Here is a 16,699-nt window from a genome sequence, read left to right on the forward strand (position 1 = left end):
GGCTGGCCGTGGGTTGTGGAATACATAAATAGCAGTATGTGCACACAAGATTGGTCCGTAGGAATACAGATGCGCGGAAAACAGGCAGCCGGGCGTGCAGATTGGCCAGAAAAGGGGCGCGCCTCCGCCCGCATCGAGACCTTCCCCGCCACTCTCGCCAACACGCTGCACCGCCGCCTGGAAACCGAGATCGTCGCCGGCCGCATCGAGCCCGGCAGCCGCCTGGACGAGCAGGAGATCGCCGAGCGCTACGGCTGTTCCCGCACCCCGGTGCGCGAGGCCTTCCGCCTGCTTGCCGCCGATCGCCTGGTGGAATTGCGGGGACGCCAGGGTGCTGCTGTGCGGTCCATCGGCGCCCAGACGCTGATCGAGATGTTTCAGGTGATGGGCGAACTCGAGGGACTCTGCGCCCGCCTCGCCGCGCGGCGTGTCACCCAGGCGCAATCCCAGGCACTGCAAGCCATCCATGCGCGCCTGGTCGCCGCCGCCGGCGACAGCGTGGACGTGTTCTACGACATCAACGCCGAATTCCACGAAGCCATCTATGAGGCCGCCAACAACGCCTTCCTGGCCGATGAGACGCGCCGCCTGCGCAACCGCGTCGCTGCCTATCGCCGTCGCGTCACGCATATGCCGACGCGCGTCGAGGATACGATTCGCGAGCATGAGGAGATCATGGAGGCAATCCTCGCCCATGATCCGGAGGCCGCGCACCGGGCCATGCGGGCGCATCTGACCCTGCTGGGCGAGAACCTGCTGGACCTGATCGCCGGGCTCGGCTGATCTCTGGTATGCGGATTGCCTATCCGACGTATACATAACTCTGCGGAGATTCCCTTGCAGCTCGACCTCACCGGCAAGACCGCCCTGATCACCGGGGCTTCCAAGGGCATCGGCCTCGGCTGTGCGGAGGTGCTGGCCGAGGAGGGCTGCAACCTGCACCTCGCCGCCCGCAACGGCCCGGCGATGGAGGAAGCCGCCGCGCGGCTGCGCGCGGATCACGGGGTTCGCGTCACCGTGCATGCGCTCGACCTCGGCTCGACGCCGGCGATGGAAGCCCTCGCCGAGGCGGCGGGCGAATCCGACATCCTGATCAACAATGCCGGCGACATTCCCGCCGGCCCGCTGGACAGCGTGACGGACGAGGCGATCCGCCGCGGCTTCGACCTCAAGGTCTTTGGCTACATCACCCTGACACGCTGCTTCTATCCGCGGATGAAGGCGAAGGGCGGCGGCGTCATCATCAACGTCATCGGCAATTCCGGCGAGAACTGGGACGCGGCGTATTTCGCCGGCTCCACCGGCAATGCCGCGCTGATGTCCTTCTCCAAGGCGATCGGCGGGCGCAGCCTGGATGACGGCATCCGCGTCGTCGGCATCAATCCGGGTCCGGTCGCCACCGACCGCATGCTGAAGATCATGCGCATCAAGGCGCGCGACATGCTCGGCGACGAATCCCGCTGGGAGGAGCTGTACGCCAAATACCCCGGCAAGCGCCCCGCCACAGTGCGCGAGACGGCCGATCTCTGCGCCTTCATGGCGTCCCCGCGCGCCGGCTACATCACCGGCACGGTGGTGACCATCGATGGCGGCATCGCCGCGCGGGGTTCGGTGATCTGATGTCCGGCGCTCTGGTCCGCAACCGCTACTTTGACACGCTGACGGCCACGCCCGGCCTGGCCTGGATGGGCCAGAACACCAACCACATCCCGGCCCATCCGGCAGTGTTGGCGGCGATGCATGCCTCGATCGACGCCGCCGAATTCAACGCCTATGCGCCGCCGCTGGGCTTCGAAGCCCTGCGCGCCGCGATCGTCGCTGATCTCGGCGTGACTGGCGCCGAAGCGCTCGTCACCGAAGGCGGCGTCAACGCGCTCGCCTTAGTCTGTCGCGCGCGCTGCCGCCCGGGCACCACCTTCGTCACCACCGACCCGACCTGGAAATGGCCCTGCCTGTTTGCCCGCCAGGCGGGAGCGGAGGTGATCGAGATCCCGATCTACGACCCCGCCTGCGATTTCCGCCTGACGCCCGACGCGCTCCGCGCCGCCTGCGACGCGCGCACCGCCATCATCTACATCGTCGATCCCAACAACCCGCTCGGGATCCGCTACACGCGGGAGGAGATCGCCGCCTTCGCCGCCATCGCGAAGGAATTCGGTGCGCTGTTCGTGCATGACTGCACCTATCGCGACTTCGCCGATGGCCACCATCCCGCGCTGCTGGAAGCCCCCGACAACGCGGTCGTCTCGGTGTCCTTCTCCAAATGGCTTGGCCTCGCGGGGCTGCGCATCGGCGCGCTGGTCGCCCCCGCCGCAATGCTGGAGGATTTCGCCGCCCAATCCACCGGCGTGCTGGGTGCGAGCGTCATCGCGCAGCGTGCCGCACTGGCGGGGCTCGCGGTGAAGCCCGAATGGATGGCGACCGTCCGCGCCACGACGCGCGCCAACAACGCGCTGATCCGTGACGCCGCACTCGCCATCCCCGGCTTCTCCGTCCCGGTCTGGCCCTCCCACGGCAATTTCATCGTCATCGAGACCGGCGGACTGCAGCCCGAAGCCCTGGTCGAGGCCGCGAACCGCGAGGGCATCATGATCCGCCAGGGCGCCTATCACACCGCGCGCTTCGGGCATCGCTTCGTCAAGGTCAGCACTTCCGTCCCGCGCGACTGGGCGGAAAAGCTCGCCGACCGCCTGCCCGTCCTGGTCGAGACGGCGCGCAGCCTGAACGACCTGCCGCCGCAATTCTGAAGGACCGCATCATGCCGCGCATCACCACGCCGGACGGCATCGCCCTGCATTATGAGGAAGCGGGCGAGGGCGTGCCCATCCTCTTCATTCACGAATTCGGCGGCAATCACGCGAGTTGGGAACCGCAGATGCGGCATTTCAGCCGCCGCCATCGCTGCATCACCTATGCCGCGCGCGGCTATCCGCCATCGGACGTGCCGGCCGACGTCGAGCAGTATTCCCAGGCCATCGCGGTGGCCGACGCCATCGCCGTGCTGGATGCGCTGAAGATCTCCAAGGCGCATATCGTCGGCCTGTCCATGGGCGGCTTCGCCACGGTGCATTTCGGCCTGCGCCACCCGGACCGCGCGCTGTCGCTGACCGTCGCCGGCGCCGGCTATGGCTGCGAGAAGGAATTCGAGGAGTATTTCCGCGGCGTGTCGCGCGAAGTTGCCGACCGCTTCGAGAAGGACGGCGCCCGCGCCTTCGCCCCCATCTATGCCGAAGGCGCGAGCCGCGTGCAGTTCCAGGACAAGGACCCGCGCGGCTGGCGCGAATTCGCCGATCGCCTGGCGACGCATTCCGACATCGGCGCCGCGCTGACCATGCGCGGCGTGCAGGTACGCCGGCCGTCCTTCTGGGACCTCGAAGCCGAACTCAAGGCCATGGAGGTGCCCACGCTGGTGATCGTCGGCGATGAGGACGACCACTGCTTGCAACCGGGCATCTTCCTCAAGAAGACCATCCCGGCCTGCGGCCTGTCGGTCTTCCCCAAGACCGGCCACACGCTGAACCTGGAGGAACCCGACGCCTTCAACGCCCTGCTCGCGTCCTTCATCGCCCAGGTCGAGGCCGGCCGCTGGCGCAAGCGCGACCCCCGCGCGCTGCCCGGCCAGATCATGCGCACGACATGAGCGAAAGCCGCCTCTGGCAACGCCTGATGCGCCTGGCCGAGATCGGTGCGCGCGGCGATGGCGGCGTCGATCGACAGGCGCTCAGCCCCGGCGAGATCGACGCCTGGCGTCTGCTGCTGTCCTGGGCGACCGAGGCCGGGCTGGAGCCGTCCACCGACGCTGCCGGCAACCTGTTCCTGACCAGGCCGGGCCGTGACCGCGCCCTGCCGCCGGGGCTGATCGGCAGCCATATCGACACCCAGCCCACCGGCGGCAAGTTCGACGGCGCCTTCGGCGTGCTCGCGGCGCTGGAAGCTGCGACGACCCTGCCCACCCCGGCCCGCGACCTGACGGTCGTCGCCTGGATGAACGAGGAAGGCAGCCGCTTCGCCCCGGGCATGATGGGCTCGGAGGCCTTCGCCGACGTGCGGGACCTCGCCACCATCCGCGCCGCACGCGATGCGGCGGGCATCAGCGTCGGGGACGCGCTCGATGCGCTGCACGCCGCCTTCCCCGACATGCCGCGCCGCCCGCTCGGCTTCGCGCCGGCCTTCTATATCGAGCCGCATATCGAACAGGGACCCGTGCTTGAAGCGCAGGGCATCCCGCTCGGCATCGTCACCGGCATCCAGGGCAAGATCACCTGGGAGGTCGTGATCGACGGCGAGGAAGGCCATGCCGGCACGCTCGACATGGACCGCCGCCGCGATGCGGTGATGGCCTTCGCGCGCATCGCCACGCGGATGCAGCGCGATGTGGGCGAGGCCGATCCGATCGTGAAGTTCACCATCGGCCGGGTGACGGTGCAGCCCAATGCGCCATCCGTCGTCGCCGGGCGCGTGGTCTTCCGCATCGACCTGCGCCATCCGGATAACGCCGCGCTGCAGGCCCATGCCGCGCGGCTGGAAGCCGCGGCACTGGCCGAGGCACCACCCTGCGCCGTGACCGTCACGCGCCTCGTCGATGCGCCCTCCAACGATTTCGATGCGGGCCTGCGCGACCGGCTTGCGGCGGCGGCGGCACGGCTCGGCCTGCCCGCCATGCCGATCCTCTCCGCGGCCGGGCATGATGCGCGGCACCTCGCGCCGCTCTGCCCCGCCGCGATGATCTTCATTCCCTGCCGCGAGGGCATCAGCCACTCGCCCGAGGAATGGGCCGAGCCCGATGATGTGCAAGCCGGCGCCGCGCTGCTCGCCGCCGTGGTCGAGGAACTGACGACATGACCGACATGGCCGACCTGCCCGTGCAACACGCGCAGGCACCGGGTAGCGCCGCCGCGGCGCGAGCGCGTTTCTTCAATTCGGGCAACGCCTTCAACATCAAGCTGCCGGCCGTGCCGGCGGCGGATTTCGCCGCCCAGGCCGCCGCCGCCTTCGAACCTAGTGCGCCCACCGGCATCATCGCCTGCGACCAGTCGGCTGCGATCGGCTGCGCCTTCCCCGCGACCAGCCCGCTGATGCTCGCCCGCTACGCCGTGATCCGCGCGGGGGAGACGCTCGCCCTCGACACCCACGCCACCGGGCTGATCGGCTGCGTGCTGCGCGGCGCCGGCACGGCGCCCGGCTTCGCCTGGGGCGCGGGCGACATCTTCCTGCTGCCCGGCGGCGCGCAGCCTTTGGCCGCCACCGAGGATGCCGTGCTCTGGCTGGTCGGCAACGAGCCGCTGCTCGCTTTCGAAGGCCTGCGCGAAGGCCCCGCGCCGCTTGCCCCGGTGCACTACGCGGCGGCGGAGATCGAACGCCAACTCGCCATCATCGGCGCCTGCACCACCAATGCGGCGACCTCGGGCCTGGCCGTCATCTTCTCATCGGACGGGCTGGAGGCGTGGCGCAACATCACGCCGAGCATGACGCTCTCGCTCAACACCCTGCCGCCGGGCGAGCACCAGCGCGCGCACCGGCACAATTCCGCGGCGATCACCCTGGTCCTGCAAGGCGAGCACTGCCATTCCATGGTCAGCGGCGAGCCGCGCCCGTGGAGCCTCGGCAACACCCTCGTCACGCCGGCCGGCGACCCGCATTCACACCACAATGCCGGCCGGGTGCAGGCGCGCTTCCTCATCGTCCAGGATGGCGGGCTGCATTACCACGCGCGCACCATGGGGTTCGAATTCCTCGAAGCCGCGCCGGGCTGACCCGCGTCTGGCCCCGCCCTTGCTGGGGGTTCCGCGCCTTTGCGCCGGGAGCCCAGCATGCAGCGCCGTTCCGTCCTTGCCCTCGCCACCACCTGCCTCGGCGCGCCGCATCTGGCGCGTGCGCAGGCAGGCACGATCCGCCTCATCGTGCCCTTCGCACCTGGCGGCGCCTCCGATGTCACCGCGCGGATCATCCAGCCGGGCCTCGCCGCCGGCCTCGGCCGCAGCATCGTCATCGAGAACCGCGCCGGCGCATCAGGCGCGGTCGGCACCCGCGTGCTGGTGGCCGCACCGCCCGATGGCAGCGTGATCGGCATCTCCAACACATCCCCCAACGGCATCGTGCCGCTGGCGATGACGCCCAAGCCTTATGACGGCGACGCCGACTTCACCCATATCGCCATGGTCGCCGACACGCCGACGGTGATGCTGCTGCCGGGCAACAGCCCGTTCACCAGCTTCACGCAACTCCGCGAGGTCGCGCGCAGCCGTCCCAACGGGGTCAGCTACGGCAGTTCGGGTGCAGGCGGCATGCAGCATCTGCAGGGGGAGATGATGGCGAAGTTGTCCGGCGGCACCTGGGTCCACGTCCCCTATCGCGGCACCGGCCCCGGCCTGCAGGCGACCATCGCGGGGGAGGTGGATTGCTTCCTCACGCCGCTCGCCGGTACCACCGGCGCCATTGAAGCAGGGCAGGTCAAGGCGATCGCCGTCTCGACACCCGAACCATTCGCCCCGCTGCCAGGCGTGCCGACCTATCGCGCGCTCGGTCTGCCGGACCTCACGGTGTCCTCCTGGACCGGCATTTCCGGCCCGCGCGGCATGCCGCAGGCAGTCGCCGCCGAGATGCATGCAGCGATGCAGAAGGTGCTCGCCGATCCCGATACCGAACGGCGCCTGGTCGTGGCGGGGCTCTATCCGCTCGGGCGTCCTGTCTCCTCGGCCGAATACCAGCAGGTCCACATCGACTTCGCGCGCGTCTGGGGCCCGGTGGTGCGGGAGGCGCGGATCACCATCGACTGATGCCGGCCTGTCTGTCGGCTCGCTCGATGTCAGCGCTTCGTCCCGCGCGCCGCGGGCAAGCGTCTCCGACGAGACGCAGCACTCGCGGGCTTCCCCCTTGAGCCGGGACGGGCAGGGGGCGCAGGCTGCATCCCACGACGCCTGCCCGAGGACCCCGCCAGACCCGGTGCGCCGACCACATCCGCACCCCGCGAGAGGAACCCACCGCCATGCAGCGACGCACCCTGATCCGATCCGCTGGCGGCCTCGCCGCGACCCTCGCCGGGCCGCGCCTGCTGCGCGCGCAATCGGCCACCACGCTGCGCTTCACCCCACAGCAGGACCTGGTGACGCTCGATCCCGTCACCACCACCGCCTATGTCTCGCGCAACCATGGCTACATGGTCTTCGACACGCTCTACGGCATGGATTCCGCGTATCAGGCGACGCCGCAGATGGTCGATGGCCACCGCATCGAGGATGACGGCAAGCTGTGGACCCTGACGCTGCGCGACGGCCTGCTGTTCCATGACGGGGAGCGCGTGCTCGCACGCGATTGCGTCGCCTCGATCCGTCGCTGGGCGCGGCGCGACCCCTTTGGCACCACGCTGATGGAAGCGACCGACGAGCTTTCAGCGCCGGACGACCGCACCATCCGCTTCCGCCTGAAGCAGCCCTTCCCGCTGCTGCCGATCGCGTTGGGCAAGGCTTCGGTGCCGGTCTGCGCCATGATGCCGGAACGCCTCGCCAACACCGATCCATTCCGCCAGGTGCCGGAGCTGATCGGCAGCGGCCCCTTCCGCTTCGTCGAGAGCGAGCGCGTGCCCGGCTCGCAGATCGTCTATGCGAAGTTCGACAGCTACGTGCCGCGGCGGGACGGGCCGGGCGGCTGGACCTCCGGCCCCAAGGTCGTGCATTTCGACCGCGTCGAATGGAAGGTTCTGCCCGACCAGGCCACTGCCACCAACGCGCTGGTGCAGGGTGAGCAGGATTGGCAGGAATACGCCTATCACGACCTGCTGCCGCAGCTGCGCCGCGCGCGCGGCGTGACGGTGCGCGTGCTGGACCCCTCGGGCTTCGTCGGCATGGTGCGGATGAACCACCTGCAGCCGCCCTTCGACAATCCCGCCATCCGCCGCGCGCTGTGGGGGGCGATCGACCAGACCGCCTGCATGCAGTCGCTGGTGGGCGACGATGCAAGCCTCTACCACGTCCCCTGCGGCTTCTTCGGCCCAGGCACACCGATGGCCTCGGAAGCCGGGCTCGAACCGCTGAAGGGCCCGCGCGACTACGACCGCGTGAAGCAGGCGCTGCGCGCCGCCGGGTATCGCGACGAGAAGGTGGTGTTCATGATCCCCTCCACCTCCGCCCCCAACGCCGCGATGGGCGCGGTGATCGAGGACCAGTTCCGCAAGGCCGGCCTGAACGTCGAGATCTATTCGGTCGAGTTCAACGCCATGCTCCAGCGCCGCAACCGCAAGGGTCCGGTCAGCGACGGCGGCTGGTCCGCCTTCATGACCAACTGGGCCGGCACCGATTGGCTGAACCCGGCCGGTCACATCGCGCTGCGCGGCAATGGGGAGGCAGGCTATGCCGGCTGGGCCACCATGCCGCGCATCGAGGAACTGCGCGACGCCTGGTTCCGTGCGCCCGACCTCGCGGCGCAGCAGGCGGTCTGCCGCGACATCCAGATCGAGGCGATGCGCGAGGTGCCGTATTACCCGACCGGGCAGTATCTCCAGCCCACCGCCTTTCGCAGCAACCTGACCGGCATCCAGGAAGGCTTCGCGACGTTCTGGAGCGTGCGGCGCGGGTGAGCGGGAGGGGGGGCAGGCGACGCCCCGTGCGCGCGAGGATTGGAGGGGCGCTGCCCCTCCAAGCCACCCCGCCAGGGACCAACGGGTCCCTGGACCGCGGGATTCTTGCCGGTTTGATTGGACGGTAACCCTGTTTGGGCAGGTGCCACGACTTTCGTGTGGGGGATGATGCGTCGTGCCCGGGCTCTGGACCCTGTCCGCGCATAAAGCCCACAGCGCGCTTTCCGCTTTGGGCCGGCCCCAATGCCAGGCGCCAGGTTTCCGAGGTCCAGGAGACCGTTGCCCCCTGGCGAGGCCAGGCTTGAACAGCGGCCTTTTCGGCTGGCGTGTCCGTGTCTAGTGGATAAAGGCTAACGCTTGGTGCCCATGCTCAAGTTCGGCGAAGTGCTACAAGCCGACATTCGCGCCAGCTCCTACGCACGACCACTACCGATCAGCATCTCGACGCTCATGCGCAGCTTGCCGTTTGACTCGTACCGCAACAGACGCGAACGCACTTCCTCGCGCACAGTGTGGCGGTCCTTGGCGCCAAGCCGCAAATAGGCCTGCGGTATGGAGCCGATACCGGCTTCTATCGACTCCCAATAATCCTCGAAATTCTCGAAACTGTCATCGCGCGATGTGCGCTCAACGTGGACGTCGCGGAAGCCTGTGCCGACAAGCATAGCTTCCAGCCGTTTCGGATCATGCAGCGCAAACGAGAGAAACAAAACGTGGCGTAGTTCCGGCAGGAAGCGGCTGAGGACGTCCGCAAGATTACCCCACATGGGTGCGCGATCCGGGGTGGAGATCACACATATCGCCACCCTACCGCCCGCGCGTAGAACCCGTCGGAATTCCCCCACGCCCCGAGCTGGATCCGGAAAGAATTGCAAGCCCAGCTGGCAAACGACGGCGTCGAAGCTGGCGTCGCGGAACGGCAATGCTTGGCCATCGGCCGCGACCGGTACAAACGGCGACCCGTACAACCCAGCACGTGCGCTCGTAAGCATCTCGGGCGAGATGTCCGCACCGACCACGACGCCCTCGGTGCCGACAAGCGGAAGCGCAATCCGCGCGGCCTCGCCTGTTCCGGTGGAGACGTCGAGAACGCGGCACTTTGGTCCCACTCCGGCGGCAGCGAGCACCGCCGGAATAAAGAGCCTCGACCATCGTCCGGTCCAACGTTCGTATGCCGAAGCATTGACCGCCTTACCCGGTGCGGCATGGAAACCGGCCCCGAACGTCGTGCTCATTGCTGTCGCCACCCCACGTCAGAAGACGCCTGCAGTTCGGATAGAACCAGCAACTGAATGATAGCACACCCCGCCCGGTAGGACGTCACTGCGCTGCGGGATTTTCGATGCGCACTATGCCTGTTGTCGGTCAGAACCCGCCTTAGGTGCCGGGTACCAAGCGTTCGATTTTATCCACTACCGACCGCTGCGCCGATTGGACTCCAGCGCCTGCCGCAGCGCCGCCATCAGCCGCTCCCGCGCCGCCGGATCGGTGCTGCGGTCGATCGCGTCCTCGATCCCCAGCAGCAGGGCCGCGCGCGCATTGTGCCAGTCGGGGCGTCCGGCCGCCTCGGGGTTGGCGCGTCGCCGCGGCGCATCCTGGCGCACCGGTGCGGCAGCCTTCGGCAGCAGGAAGCGTTCGTCGAGCACCGGCATCAGCACCTGCGCGGCGCCAGCCTGGCGCTCGCCTTCCACGCGACGCGCCAGCGCGTCCATCGCGGGTTCCTCGCCATGGACCAGGAAGACCCCGCCGGTCACCGGCCCGCGCGCCTTCAGCCAGGCCAGAAGTTCCGTCGCATCGGCATGGCCGGAATAATCGCGAATCTCGCGGATCTGCGCGGCGACGCGGATGGTGTCGCCCTGGATGCGCACCTCGCGCCGCCCGTCCTGCAGCAGGCGCCCCAGCGTGGCTTCCGCCTGGTATCCGGTCAGCAGCACCGTCGCCTCCGGCGACCACAACCATTGCTTGAGGTGGTGGCGGATGCGCCCGGCATCGCACATGCCCGATCCGGCGATGATGATGTGGAAGCCGGTGACCGAGGCGATGCGGCGCGATGCCTCGCCGGTCTCGGTGAAGTTCAGCAGCGGGGACCGCAGGGCGCGCTTCACCGAACGCCCATCCTCGAGCACCGCGGCGTGTTCGAGGAAGACTTCGGTGGCGCGGATCGCGAGCGGGCTGTCCACGAAGATCGGCGCCTGCGGGATGCGCCCGGCCTGCATCAGCGTCACCAGGTCCCAGCAGATCTCCTGCGTGCGCTCGACCGCGAAGGCGGGGATCAGCAGCGCGCCGTCGGGCTTCACCGCTTCGTTCACCAGCGTGGCGAGGCGCTCGCGGCGCGTGGCCTGGTCGACGCAGGGCTTGTCCTCGTCGCCATAGGTGGATTCGACGAAGACGTGGTCCAGCGCCTCTGGCCCTTCCGGGTCGCGATGGAACACCGCGCAGTCGGGGCCGAGATCGCCCGACACCAGCACGCGCAGCGGCGGCGCCCCCGCCTCGGTGAATTCCAGTTCGATCGAGGCCGAGCCGAGCATGTGCCCGGCATTCCACCAGCGTGCGCGCAGGCCTGGCAATTCGTCGAAGGACAGCCAGCGATCCATCGGCACCGAAGCGAAGGCGCGGATGGCGGCGACCGCATCGGCGGCGGTGTAGATGGGTTCGACCGGCGCGCGTCCGCGCCGGCGGTTGCGGCGGTTGAGGTGATCGACCTCCATCTCCTGCACATGGCCCGAATCCGGCAGCATGACGGCGCACAGATCGACGGTCGGCGCGGTGGCGTGGATGCGGCCCCGGAAGCCTTCCTTCACCAGCTTCGGCAGCAGGCCGGAATGGTCGATATGCGCGTGGGTCAGCAGCACCGCGTCGATCTCGCGGGGGTTGTAGGGGAAGGGCTCCCAGTTCAGCGCCTTGAGCGTCTTGGGTCCCTGGAACATGCCGCAATCGACCAGGAAGCGGGTCTTGCCGGTTTCGAACAGCAGCGACAGGCCGGTGACGGTGCGGGCTGCGCCGCAGGCGCGAACGGTGACAGGCATGTGCTTCTACTCTGCCGTGACGCCGCCATCGACCGGCAAGGCGATGCCGGTGATGCCGGAGGATGCCGCCGAGAGCAGGAACACCGTCGGCCCGGCGATGTCCTCCGGTTCCATGATGCGGCCGAGCGGAATGCGCGCCCGCGTCGCCGCGACGAATTTCTCGTCCGCCATCAGGTCGGCCGCGAGCGGCGTATTCACCAACCCCGGGCAGACCGCATTCACCCGGATGCCCTTCGGCCCGAGTTCCAGCGCCATCGCCCGCGTCAGCCCCATCACCGCATGCTTGGTCGCGGCATAGAGGCTGCGGTTGCGCGACCCCACCAGCCCGGCGACCGAGGCCATGTTGACGATCGACCCGCCGCGCCCGGCCGCCACCATGCCGCGCGCGACCGCCTGCGCGACGATCGCCGCACCTTTCACATTCAACGCGAGGACGCGGTCCATCTCCGCCTCGGAGGCGTCGAGGAAGGGTTCGCGCGTCACGCTGCCGGCATTGTTGACCAGCCCGTCCAGCACCCCCGCTGCCGCCACGGCGTTGCGGATCGCCGCCGGGTCGGCCGCGTCGAAGGGCAGCACTTCGGCCACCCCGCCCGCGGCTGCGATCTCCGCCGCCGCCTCATCGAGCCCTGCCCGACGCCGCGCGGCGAGCACCACCGTCGCACCGCTTGCCGCAGCCGCCAGCGCAACGGCCCGACCGATCCCCATCGAGGCGCCGGTGACGAGGATCCTTTTGCCATCGAGACGGAAAGCGGGCGTGGCCTGGCTCATGGCTGAATTCCTCGGAACGAAGCGAACCAGCAGTGTCCGCACGCCACGCCGCGGCGCAAGCCGCGCGGCAGTTCCAACATGGCGCCTTCGCGCAGTATGTGGCATATATTCGTTAGTTCTTGATCTACCTCAACGGTGCGGGGACACTGACAAGCGTGGTCACCAGACCATGGGTAGCCCGCGGCCAATGAACCGCCGAGCCAGGTGAACGGGTAACATGCATCCTCTCGACAGTACCCGCGCGCTGATGGACGGCCTTGGCGGGGAAGCTGACGTCTGCCTGAAGTGCGGATCCCGCTCGATCGGGCTGTGCGCCCCGCTCGATATTGCCGCCCTCGACGACATGGCCGGGGAGAGCGAGCGACACACACTCGACCCGCGTGAGGCGGTGTTCCACCAGGGCGATCCGGCCCGCTACGTCTATACCCTGACCGAAGGCATGGCGCGGCTGACCCGCGTCCTTCCCGATGGTCGCCAGGCGGTGATCGGCTTCCGCTTCGCCGGCGACATCCTTGGCTTCACCCCCGCCACCGAATACGCCTTCGGCGCGGAGATGCTGACGCGCGGCACCGTCTGCCGGCTCGACCGTCGGCGGCTCGAACAGCTGTTCCGCCGCTACCCGGTGCTGGAGCGCCGCTTCCTCGACCTCTGCATCAAGGAACTCGCGGCGAGCCAGGACCATATCCTCGCTTTGGGCCGCTTCAGCGCCGAGGAACGGGTCGCCGCCTTCCTCGTCTCGCTGGCCGAGGCGCAGGAGCGTCGCAAGCATGTTGGCCCGGTCTTCGACCTGCCGGCGACGCGCGCCGATATCGGCGAGTTCCTGGGTCTGACGCTGGAAACCGTCAGTCGTGCCATCTCCTCCTTTCGCAAGCGCGGCTGGATTCGGCTGCATGGCCATTCGGGCCTCGAACTGTTGGACCGCCAGTCGCTGATCGGCCTGGGCAGCGGCGAAGGCTCCGACGCGGCCTGAGGCGAAGCCTCAGGCTGAGTCTTTTTTGATCCCTCAGACGGCGGGCGGCCGGCATCCGCCGGCCTTGCCTTCGCGCCGTGTTCGGGCGTGCCCTGGATGGCTTGCGGGTTGGGCGCGGTCGCGCTGTGCGCTCCCGGATCGAGGCATGGCCTCGATCCGCATGCCTGTTTGACCATCGGAGGCGAGCGGCTGGCAGTCACGGGTCTCGCCTTGATGCCGTGGGCTGGTGCGCGGGCGGTTTGGGTGCGGCCGCGCCGTGCGCTCCTGGGTGTTGAATGGTTGCGCTTTGCGTGCGACCTTCGCTTCCGGCGCGCATGGCCGCCCTGCATTCCCGCCCCTGGCGGATCGCGCGTTCGGCGTAATGTTCATCGCCGATGACCTCCCTGCCCAGTCCCCAACAACTCCGCTACCTCGTCGCCCTGGCCGAGCACGGCCATTTCGGCCGCGCCGCCACCGCCTGCGCTGTGACCCAATCCACCCTGTCCTCGGGCATCTTCGCCCTGGAACGTCAACTCGACGCCGCCTTGCTGGAACGCACTGGCGGCAAGCGCCCGGTCTTCACCCCGCTCGGCCGTGAATTGGTCGGCCGCGCCCGCACCGCGCTTGCCGCCCTGACCGCGCTGGTCGAGACGGTGGACACCGCCCGCGATCCGCTCACCGGCCCGCTGCGCCTGGGCACCATCCCCACCATCGGCCCCTTCCTGCTGCCCCGCCTGATGCCCCGCCTGCGCGACACCTTCCCCCGCCTGCGCCTGTGGCTGCGGGAGGACATCACCGATCGCCTGGTCGAATCCCTCGATGGCGGCAGGTTGGACCTCCTTCTCCTCGCCTTGCCTTGCGACTGCGGCGACATCGAATCGGTGACCATCGCGGAGGATCCCTTCCACGTCGCCATGCCCCCCACCCACGCCCTCGCGCAGATGACCGAGATCCTCCCCGCATCGCTGGCCGGCGAACGCCTCATGCTGCTGGAAGACGGCCACTGCCTGCGCGACCACGCCTTGTCCGCCTGCGGCCTGCCCGGTGCCGCGACCTCCGAGGAATTCGCCGCCACCTCCCTGCACACCCTCGTGCAGATGGTCGGCGGTGGCCTCGGCCTCACGCTGCTGCCCGGCATCGCCGTCACCGGCGGTGTCACCGCCGGGGCGAATGTGGCCACCCGCCCGCTCGTCGGCGCCTTCGGCCGCCGCATCGCGCTCGCCTGGCGCGCCCGCAGCCCGCGTGCCGAGGAATTCCGCGCCCTCGTCCCGGCCATTGCAGCGGCCCTGCACGGATCGTAAGCAGGAACCGACTCGCAGAAGGGATCGGGCCGATGGCGCAATTCGACCTCGGCGGCGTGCTCGGTGCGGTGCTCGGCGGCGGCCGCCCAACCCGCGGGCGCGGCGGCAACCAGCAACTCGGCCGCGCGCTGGCGATGCTGGCCGGCGTCGCCATCGAGGCGATGACCAAGGCCCAGCAAGCCCCATCGCCGGCGCCGCCACCCCCGCAGCGCGGGCGCACCGGCAAGCCACAAGCCGATGCCTGGGACAGCCCGGCCCCCTCGCAATCCGCCCCGACCCGCAAACCCGCGCCGATCCGATCCAGCGTCCCGTCCGCCGGCGGCCCCTGGGGCAACACGCCGGCGCCCGCGCCAGGCTCCTCAGGCCGCTGGTCCGGAACGCCCGGCGCCAAGCCGACCACCGGCGACGCCTGGAACCCTGTCCCGGGCACCCCCGCGCCCCCGCCCATCGCCGCGGAGGACCGCGAAGCCCTGCTCATGCTCCGCGCCATGATCGCGGCCGCGAAAGCCGACGGGCAGATCGACTCCGACGAACGCGCCCGCATCGCCGACCAGCTCGACGCCGCCGGCCTCACACCCGCCGGCCGCGACGCCGTGCTCGCGGAATTCGGCCGCGACGCCACACCGCAAGCCCTGGCGCGCGAGGCATCCGATCCTATGCTGGCCGCGCAACTCTACGCCGCCGCCGTCGCCGGCACGGCGACCATCGAAGGCGCCGAACGCGCCTGGCTCGACGACTTCGCCCGCGCGCTCAAACTCGACCGCGCGGCCACCGAAGCCATCGAACGCCGTATCCGGGGAGCCTGACGACCATGACCGACCTGACCGACGCCGAAGTCCGCCTGCGCGACCGCGCCCGCGAAGTGGCCCGCGAAGCCGCCGCCCAGGCCGCCGCCACCGACAAATCCGAGCAATACCCCTGGCCCATGGTCGCCCGCATGCAGCAGGCCGGCTTCACCGGCCTGACCATCCCCAAGGAATGGGGCGGCCCCGGCCTGTCGTATTTCGACGCGGTGCTGGTGATCGAGGAATTCTCCAAGGCATGCGCCGTCTGCGGCCGCATCGCCGTAGAAGCCAACATGGGCGCGGTCGGCGCCATCATGGCCTTCGGCACCCCCAGCCAGAAGAAACTCGCCGCCGAGCTGGTGCTGGCCGGCGACAAACCCGCCATCCTGATCACCGAACCCGAGGCTGGGTCCGCCGCCACCTCCATGACCACCCGCGCGACCCGCCGCGGCAATGACTGGGTGATCGACGGCGACAAGACCTGGATCACCGGCGGCGGCGTGTCCCGCCTGCACCTGGTCTTCGCCCGGGCCTTCGAGGACGGCGAGGAGAAAGGCATCGGCGGCTTCATCGTCGCCCGCACCGGGGACACCATGCCCGACGGCATGACCGCCGAGCGCATCCCCTCCATGGGCCTGCGCGGCATGCCCGAAGCCAACATCGCCATGCGCGGCCTGGTGGTGCCGGATTCGATGGTGCTGCGCCCGCCCGGCGGCTGGGCCCGCGGCTTCGGCCGGCTGATGGATGCCTATAACGGCCAGCGCGTCGGCGCCGGCACCGTGGCGCTCGGCCTGGCGGCCGGCGCCTTCGATCACGCGCTGGCCCGCGCCCAAACCCGCCAGCAATTCGGCCGCCCCATCGCGGAATTCCAGGGGCTGGCCTGGATGCTGGCGGATATGTCTATCGAGTTGGAAGCGTCCCGCGCGCTGATTTGGCGCGCGGCGCGGTCCGCCGGCCCCAACGGCTTTCCCGACCGGCTCGCGGCGGCCCAGGCGAAGGTGATGGCCGCCGACATGGCCATCCGCGTGACCAACAACGCGCTGCAGGTGTGGGGCGCGGCGGGGTATTCGCGGGAGAACCCGATGGAACGGTATGTCCGCGACGCACGCATGTTCGCGATCGCGGGCGGGACGGCGCAGGTGCTGCGGACGCAGGTGGCGGAGCAGATCCTGGGGCGGAAACTGCCGCAGACGAGGGATGGGTTTGTAAGGTTGGAGGAGAAGGCGCAGGTGGCGGCGGAGTGACGCGGTCGGCTTAGATTGCGACGGTCGGCGACGGAGAGGGGCGCCGCCCCTCTC

General features: G+C 69.5%; 15 protein-coding genes. 12 read left to right on the top strand and 3 right to left on the bottom strand.

Annotated elements, in window-relative coordinates:
* Positions 1-69: 69 nt before the first annotated feature.
* From AAFN86_RS09580 to AAFN86_RS09615, 8 genes are all read left to right on the top strand, one after another.
* Entirely contained in the window at positions 70-783 is a 714-nt protein-coding gene (locus tag AAFN86_RS09580; protein WP_347543076.1) for a GntR family transcriptional regulator, read from the top strand.
* Between the two features lie 54 nt (positions 784-837).
* A complete protein-coding gene (locus AAFN86_RS09585) occupies positions 838-1,620 on the top strand; it encodes an SDR family oxidoreductase (protein ID WP_347543077.1) in 783 nt (260 codons plus the stop codon).
* The gene (locus tag AAFN86_RS09590) at positions 1,620-2,747 is read left to right on the top strand and encodes a pyridoxal phosphate-dependent aminotransferase (protein WP_347543078.1); all 1,128 of its coding nucleotides are present in this window, start codon (positions 1,620-1,622) and stop codon (positions 2,745-2,747) included. The genes AAFN86_RS09585 and AAFN86_RS09590 overlap by 1 nt, the downstream gene beginning before the upstream one ends.
* An 11-nt stretch (positions 2,748-2,758) precedes the next feature.
* Complete coding sequence (locus AAFN86_RS09595; RefSeq protein ID WP_347543079.1) at positions 2,759-3,640, top strand: alpha/beta hydrolase; 882 nt, start codon at positions 2,759-2,761, stop codon at positions 3,638-3,640.
* On the top strand, positions 3,637-4,842 hold the full coding sequence (locus tag AAFN86_RS09600; protein WP_347543080.1) for a hydantoinase/carbamoylase family amidase: 1,206 nt from the start codon (positions 3,637-3,639) through the stop codon (positions 4,840-4,842). The genes AAFN86_RS09595 and AAFN86_RS09600 overlap by 4 nt, the downstream gene beginning before the upstream one ends.
* Complete coding sequence (locus AAFN86_RS09605; protein WP_347543081.1) at positions 4,839-5,753, top strand: cupin domain-containing protein; 915 nt, start codon at positions 4,839-4,841, stop codon at positions 5,751-5,753. Before AAFN86_RS09600 ends, AAFN86_RS09605 begins: the two co-directional genes overlap by 4 nt.
* 57 nt (positions 5,754-5,810) lie before the next feature.
* Positions 5,811-6,776 carry a tripartite tricarboxylate transporter substrate binding protein gene (locus AAFN86_RS09610; RefSeq protein ID WP_347543082.1) on the top strand — a complete coding sequence of 322 codons (966 nt, stop codon included), beginning with the start codon at positions 5,811-5,813 and terminating at the stop codon, positions 6,774-6,776.
* A gap of 209 nt (positions 6,777-6,985) precedes the next feature.
* A complete protein-coding gene (locus AAFN86_RS09615) occupies positions 6,986-8,572 on the top strand; it encodes an ABC transporter substrate-binding protein (protein ID WP_347543083.1) in 1,587 nt (528 codons plus the stop codon).
* Between the two features lie 413 nt (positions 8,573-8,985).
* On the opposite strand, the gene AAFN86_RS09620 is transcribed toward AAFN86_RS09615, so the two are convergent.
* The 3 genes from AAFN86_RS09620 to AAFN86_RS09630 all read right to left on the bottom strand — a co-directional run bounded on the left by AAFN86_RS09620 (position 8,986) and on the right by AAFN86_RS09630 (position 12,366).
* The gene (locus AAFN86_RS09620) at positions 8,986-9,807 is read right to left on the bottom strand and encodes a methyltransferase domain-containing protein (protein WP_347543084.1); all 822 of its coding nucleotides are present in this window, start codon (positions 9,805-9,807) and stop codon (positions 8,986-8,988) included.
* 177 nt (positions 9,808-9,984) lie between these two features.
* Positions 9,985-11,598, bottom strand: coding sequence for an MBL fold metallo-hydrolase (locus AAFN86_RS09625; RefSeq protein WP_347543085.1), 1,614 nt, complete (start codon positions 11,596-11,598; stop codon positions 9,985-9,987).
* Between the two features lie 6 nt (positions 11,599-11,604).
* Positions 11,605-12,366: a glucose 1-dehydrogenase gene (locus AAFN86_RS09630; protein WP_347543086.1), complete on the bottom strand. Its 762-nt coding sequence runs from the start codon at positions 12,364-12,366 to the stop codon at positions 11,605-11,607.
* 217 nt (positions 12,367-12,583) lie between these two features.
* On the opposite strand from AAFN86_RS09630, the gene AAFN86_RS09635 reads away from it, so the two are divergent.
* The 4 genes from AAFN86_RS09635 (at position 12,584) to acdA (ending at position 16,645) form a co-directional block, all read left to right on the top strand.
* Positions 12,584-13,336, top strand: coding sequence for a helix-turn-helix domain-containing protein (locus AAFN86_RS09635; protein ID WP_347543087.1), 753 nt, complete (start codon positions 12,584-12,586; stop codon positions 13,334-13,336).
* A gap of 374 nt (positions 13,337-13,710) precedes the next feature.
* Entirely contained in the window at positions 13,711-14,616 is a 906-nt protein-coding gene (locus AAFN86_RS09640; RefSeq protein ID WP_347543088.1) for a hydrogen peroxide-inducible genes activator, read from the top strand.
* A gap of 32 nt (positions 14,617-14,648) precedes the next feature.
* Entirely contained in the window at positions 14,649-15,422 is a 774-nt protein-coding gene (locus AAFN86_RS09645) for a DUF533 domain-containing protein (RefSeq protein WP_347543089.1), read from the top strand.
* Between the two features lie 5 nt (positions 15,423-15,427).
* Positions 15,428-16,645: a 3-sulfinopropanoyl-CoA desulfinase gene (acdA, locus tag AAFN86_RS09650; RefSeq protein ID WP_347543090.1), complete on the top strand. Its 1,218-nt coding sequence runs from the start codon at positions 15,428-15,430 to the stop codon at positions 16,643-16,645.
* The last annotated feature ends 54 nt before the right edge of the window (positions 16,646-16,699 follow it).

Origin of the sequence: Roseomonas sp. CAU 1739, assembly GCF_039839775.1 — a bacterium.
Taxonomy (GTDB): Bacteria; Pseudomonadota; Alphaproteobacteria; order Acetobacterales; family Acetobacteraceae; genus Neoroseomonas.

What these genes read in the sequence shown, in the direction of transcription:
- AAFN86_RS09580 (WP_347543076.1), top strand. Translation starts at nt 70, where the DNA reads ATGCGCGGAAAACAGGCAGCCGGGCGTGCAGATTGGCCAGAAAAGGGG.
- AAFN86_RS09590 (WP_347543078.1), top strand. Translation starts at nt 1,620, where the DNA reads ATGTCCGGCGCTCTGGTCCGCAACCGCTACTTTGACACGCTGACGGCC.
- AAFN86_RS09595 (WP_347543079.1), top strand. Translation starts at nt 2,759, where the DNA reads ATGCCGCGCATCACCACGCCGGACGGCATCGCCCTGCATTATGAGGAA.
- AAFN86_RS09600 (WP_347543080.1), top strand. Translation starts at nt 3,637, where the DNA reads ATGAGCGAAAGCCGCCTCTGGCAACGCCTGATGCGCCTGGCCGAGATC.
- AAFN86_RS09605 (WP_347543081.1), top strand. Translation starts at nt 4,839, where the DNA reads ATGACCGACATGGCCGACCTGCCCGTGCAACACGCGCAGGCACCGGGT.
- AAFN86_RS09610 (WP_347543082.1), top strand. Translation starts at nt 5,811, where the DNA reads ATGCAGCGCCGTTCCGTCCTTGCCCTCGCCACCACCTGCCTCGGCGCG.
- AAFN86_RS09615 (WP_347543083.1), top strand. Translation starts at nt 6,986, where the DNA reads ATGCAGCGACGCACCCTGATCCGATCCGCTGGCGGCCTCGCCGCGACC.
- AAFN86_RS09620 (WP_347543084.1), bottom strand. Translation starts at nt 9,807, where the DNA reads ATGAGCACGACGTTCGGGGCCGGTTTCCATGCCGCACCGGGTAAGGCG.
- AAFN86_RS09625 (WP_347543085.1), bottom strand. Translation starts at nt 11,598, where the DNA reads ATGCCTGTCACCGTTCGCGCCTGCGGCGCAGCCCGCACCGTCACCGGC.
- AAFN86_RS09630 (WP_347543086.1), bottom strand. Translation starts at nt 12,366, where the DNA reads ATGAGCCAGGCCACGCCCGCTTTCCGTCTCGATGGCAAAAGGATCCTC.
- AAFN86_RS09635 (WP_347543087.1), top strand. Translation starts at nt 12,584, where the DNA reads ATGCATCCTCTCGACAGTACCCGCGCGCTGATGGACGGCCTTGGCGGG.
- AAFN86_RS09640 (WP_347543088.1), top strand. Translation starts at nt 13,711, where the DNA reads ATGACCTCCCTGCCCAGTCCCCAACAACTCCGCTACCTCGTCGCCCTG.
- AAFN86_RS09645 (WP_347543089.1), top strand. Translation starts at nt 14,649, where the DNA reads ATGGCGCAATTCGACCTCGGCGGCGTGCTCGGTGCGGTGCTCGGCGGC.
- acdA (WP_347543090.1), top strand. Translation starts at nt 15,428, where the DNA reads ATGACCGACCTGACCGACGCCGAAGTCCGCCTGCGCGACCGCGCCCGC.